Genomic DNA, 4,086 nt, shown 5'->3' with positions numbered 1-4,086 from the left:
CCTCAAACACGCCCAACACCGCAACTGGCCACCACCACACCCAGCAACACCCACCATCACGCCACACGCCACTACCTAAAGTCACCGGCATTGGGGCTAGGGCGTGTCTGACAATTCCCGCCGGGCGTGCGACGCCAATTGTCAGACACGCCCTAGGAGCCCCGGACGGCGGATCCGGGCCGGCGGAACCCGGACGGCCGACGGCGCGCCGAAATCTTCCCGACATCTTGCCGACAAGCTGTCGGGAAGATGTTGCGGGCGGGGTGCCGGGCGTGGTGGGATGGGTGCTGCGGTTAGGTCTGCCTAACTAGGGAGGCGCCATGTCGAGCACCACCCCCGCCCCGCAGCGCGCGGTTCCCGCGGCCGGGGCCGGAGAGTCCGCCCGTCGCGCTCCGGGAGAGCCGATGCGGGCGCTGCTGGCCGCCTGTGCGGCCGCCGAGGCGGTGTCCACGCCGCCCGAACCGCGCTCCGAGCACGACGAACGGCCCGAGGCGCGGACGCCCCGGGCCGCCTGAGTCCGGTTTCCCCCGGTCCGGTCTTCCCCGGCCGGGTCTTCGTCGGTCCGGTCCGCCCGGGTCGCCCGCCCCGGGCCGTCCGGGATCAGGGGACCACGACCACCTTGGTGTCCTTCGGTGCGAAGTCCCAGAGCAGCTGGCCCTCGGGGCGGCCGCTGCGGATGCCGCCGGTCTTGGCGCTCGGGTCGGCGGTCGGTGTCGAGCCGTCCACCGCCGCGCTGAAGCCGAACACCACGCCGTTCTGCTGGGCGAAGCGCACCACGTGCTCGATCTGCCTGCCGTCCGTCCCGGTGGTGGTCTGGGTGCGGCTGTACACCGCGTAGCTGCCCGCGGCCGGCTCGACCGAGCCCGGGGTGACCGGGAAGGCGGCCGCGACCTGCGGGCTCTTCTTCGGGTCGACCAGCCAGACGTAGTGGCTGCCGACCGAGTAGACGACCCGGGTGCCGGTGCCCGAGGTGGCCGGCAGCGCGGGGACGGTCGGGGTGGCCGAGGGGGCGGGTGCCGCGGTGGTGGCCGTGCCGGTCGCCGTGGTGGTGGCGGTGGGCTTGGCGCCGCCGGCCCGGTCCTGGGCGCCGCTCGCCTGGAAGGCCAGCAGGCTCACCACCGCCAGGGCCCCCAGGGTCAACCCCGTGACCACCACTCCAGGACCCATCTTCGCCACGTCGCCGCTCCCGCCACTGTCCCTTTACGTACGGCCCCATCGTGCCAGGTTCATCCGCGCGGGTCGCAGCGCCTCGGACCTGTGTTCCCGAGTGGTACACCTTGCCGATCGGCCGGTCGGCCCAACGTCGGTCTAACCTTGACCCGTGCTGCTGCTCGCGTTCGACACCGCTACCCCCGCCGTCACCGCCGCCGTCCATGACGGCACGGCCGTCCTCGCCGAGACCCACCAGGTCGACGCCAGGCGCCACGGCGAACTGCTGCTGCCCGCGATCGACCAGGTGCTGCGGGCCGCCGGGGTGGACAAGCACCGGCTGACCGGCATCGCGGTCGGCGTCGGCCCCGGCCCGTACACCGGCCTGCGGGTCGGCCTGGTGACCGCCGCCGCGCTCGGCCACGCTCTCGGGCTGCCGGTGCACGGCGTCTGCACCCTGGACGCGATCGCCTTCCAGGCCCGGGCCGAGGGCCTGGCCGGGCAGCCGTTCACGGCCGCCACCGACGCGCGCCGCAAGGAGGTCTACTGGGCCTCGTACGACGCCGAGGGCCGCCGCACCGAGGGTCCCGGCGTGGACCGCCCGGCCGAGCTGACCCCGCCGGAGCGCTCCGTGGGCGCCGGCGCGCTGCTCTACCCCGACACCTTCCCGGGCGCGCACGGCCCCGCGCACGTCTCGGCCGGCGCCCTGGCCGCCTTCGCCGCCGCCGAGCTGGCCGCCGGGCGCGAACTGCTGCCGAACCACCCGCTGTACCTGCGCCGCCCGGACGCCCAGGTCCCGGCCGGCTACAAGGCGGTGCTCCCGGCGTGAACCACGGCACCACCCTGCGCCCGATGCGCTGGTGGGACATCGCGCCGGTGCTGGAGCTGGAGCTGCGGCTCTTCCCGGAGGACGCCTGGTCCGCCGGGATGTTCTGGTCCGAGCTCGCCGAGGCCCACCGCGGCGGCACCCGCCACTACACCGTCGCGGCCGCTCCGGACGGCACGGTCGTCGGCTACGCCGGGCTGATGGCGATCGCCGGCGAGGGCGACGTCCAGACCATCGCCGTCGACGACCGCCACCAGGGCGCCGGCCTCGGCACGGCACTGCTCACCGACCTGATCCGGGAGGCCGCCCGGCGCGAGTGCGCCGAGCTGCTGCTGGAGGTGCGGGTGGACAACCTGCGCGCCCAGCGGCTGTACGAGCGGCACGGCTTCCAACCGGTGGGCATCCGGCGCGGCTACTACCAGCCCGCCAACGTCGACGCGCTGGTGATGCGCCTCGACCACCCCAGCACTGACAGCACTGACCCGAAGGACATTGAGGACACCCGCCATGGCTGACGAACCGCTCGTCCTCGGCATCGAGACCTCCTGCGACGAGACCGGCGTCGGCATCGTGCGCGGCACCACGCTGCTGGCCGACGCCGTCGCCTCCAGCGTCAACGACCACGCCCGCTTCGGCGGTGTCGTCCCGGAGATCGCCAGCCGCGCGCACCTGGAGGCGATGGTCCCGACCATCCAGCGCGCCCTGGACACCGCCGGGATCAAGGCGAGCGACCTGGACGGCATCGCCGTCACCGCCGGCCCCGGCCTGGCCGGGGCGCTGCTGGTCGGCGTCAGCGCCGCGAAGGCGTACGCCTGGGCGCTGGACAAGCCGCTGTACGGGGTCAACCACCTCGCCTCGCACATCTGCGTCGACCAGCTGGAACACGGCCGGCTGCCCTCGCCGACGATGGCCCTGCTGGTCTCCGGCGGGCACTCCTCGCTGCTGCTCAGCGAGGACATCACCAGCGACGTCCGCCCGCTCGGCGCGACCATCGACGACGCGGCCGGCGAGGCCTTCGACAAGGTCGCCCGGGTGCTCGGCCTCGGCTTCCCCGGCGGCCCGATCGTCGACCGCACGGCCCGCGAGGGCGACCCGAAGGCGATCGCCTTCCCGCGCGGCCTGACCGGCAAGAACGACCCGGAGTACGACTTCTCCTTCTCCGGCCTGAAGACCGCCGTCGCCCGCTGGGTGGAGGCCAAGCGCCGGGCCGGCGAGGAGGTGCCGATCGCCGACGTGGCGGCGTCCTTCCAGGAGGCGGTCACCGACGTGCTCACCCGCAAGGCCGTCAAGGCGTGCAAGGACAACGGTGTCGACCACCTGATGATCGGCGGCGGCGTGGCGGCCAACTCGCGGCTGCGCGAGATGGCCCAGCAGCGCTGCGACCGGGCCGGCATCCGGCTGCGGGTGCCCCGGCCGGGCCTGTGCACCGACAACGGTGCGATGGTCGCCGCGCTGGGCTCCGAGATGGTGTGGCGCGACCGCACGCCGTCCGCCTTCGACCTGTCGGCGGACTCCTCGCTGCCGGTGACCGAGGTGCACGTCCCCCACACCGATGTCCACGGCCAGGCCTACGACGCCCTCGGCGGCGGCGCGGCATGACCGTCGCCGCGATGTGGGAGGCCCGGGCGGCGACCGGCCGAGGAGTCGAACTCGCCGCCTGGGTGCGGGAGTCGGTGCTGCCGGCCGTCCGCGGCGCGGCCGGTCTGGAACGCCTCGAACTGCTCTCCGCCCCGGGTGAGCGAGTACTGCTGATCACCTGGTGGACCGGCGAGCCGGTGCCCGTCGCCGACCCGCCGGCCGAGCTGCTCGGCCGCCCGGTGCACCGCTGGTCCTTCACCAGCGAGCATGTCGAACAGCCCGCGGTCGGGAACCGGCGGCCCGACGGCTACCGTGCATAGCTGAGAGAAGGCTGGACGGGAACCGGGAGCGCGCAGCGGTGAACAGGGACGGGCGGAGCAGGACCAGGACGTACGCGGTGGGGGCACTGGCCGTGCTGGCCTTCGCCACCGCGTGCGGCGACGGAGGCGGCGGCACCGCCGCCCCGGCCGCCGCGAGCACGCCGGCCAGACCGTCGTGATGGTCACCCACGACCCGGTGGCGGCCTCGTACGC

6 protein-coding genes are annotated in these 4,086 nt (G+C 74.3%); 5 read left to right on the top strand and 1 reads right to left on the bottom strand.

Features of this window, described 5'->3' with window-relative positions:
* The first annotated feature begins 320 nt into the window (after positions 1-320).
* Positions 321-515: a hypothetical protein gene (locus AB0E96_RS39150; RefSeq protein WP_359831319.1), complete on the top strand. Its 195-nt coding sequence runs from the start codon at positions 321-323 to the stop codon at positions 513-515.
* An 85-nt stretch (positions 516-600) separates the two neighbouring features.
* On the opposite strand, the gene AB0E96_RS39145 is transcribed toward AB0E96_RS39150, so the two are convergent.
* Positions 601-1,167 (bottom strand): hypothetical protein, encoded by a 567-nt coding sequence (locus AB0E96_RS39145; RefSeq protein WP_359831323.1) that lies wholly within the window; start codon positions 1,165-1,167, stop codon positions 601-603.
* A 154-nt stretch (positions 1,168-1,321) separates the two neighbouring features.
* Between AB0E96_RS39145 and tsaB the strand changes: the two genes are divergently transcribed.
* From tsaB to AB0E96_RS39125, 4 genes are read left to right on the top strand one after another with little or no spacing between them, the layout of a single operon-like run.
* Complete coding sequence (gene tsaB, locus AB0E96_RS39140; protein WP_359831317.1) at positions 1,322-1,978, top strand: tRNA (adenosine(37)-N6)-threonylcarbamoyltransferase complex dimerization subunit type 1 TsaB; 657 nt, start codon at positions 1,322-1,324, stop codon at positions 1,976-1,978.
* Positions 1,979-2,001: 23 nt separating this feature from the next.
* Positions 2,002-2,490, top strand: a complete 489-nt coding sequence (rimI, locus tag AB0E96_RS39135; protein ID WP_359831321.1) for a ribosomal protein S18-alanine N-acetyltransferase — start codon at positions 2,002-2,004, stop codon at positions 2,488-2,490.
* Positions 2,483-3,574, top strand: a complete 1,092-nt coding sequence (gene tsaD / locus AB0E96_RS39130; protein ID WP_359831316.1) for a tRNA (adenosine(37)-N6)-threonylcarbamoyltransferase complex transferase subunit TsaD — start codon at positions 2,483-2,485, stop codon at positions 3,572-3,574. Before rimI ends, tsaD begins: the two co-directional genes overlap by 8 nt.
* Positions 3,571-3,873 (top strand): hypothetical protein, encoded by a 303-nt coding sequence (locus tag AB0E96_RS39125; RefSeq protein WP_359831314.1) that lies wholly within the window; start codon positions 3,571-3,573, stop codon positions 3,871-3,873. The genes tsaD and AB0E96_RS39125 overlap by 4 nt, the downstream gene beginning before the upstream one ends.
* The last annotated feature ends 213 nt before the right edge of the window (positions 3,874-4,086 follow it).

Source organism: Kitasatospora sp. NPDC036755, from assembly GCF_040636595.1.
Lineage (GTDB): Bacteria > Actinomycetota > Actinomycetes > Streptomycetales > Streptomycetaceae > Kitasatospora.
Note: the sequence above shows the minus strand (reverse complement) of the source record. Positions and strands in the feature narration are given on the sequence as shown.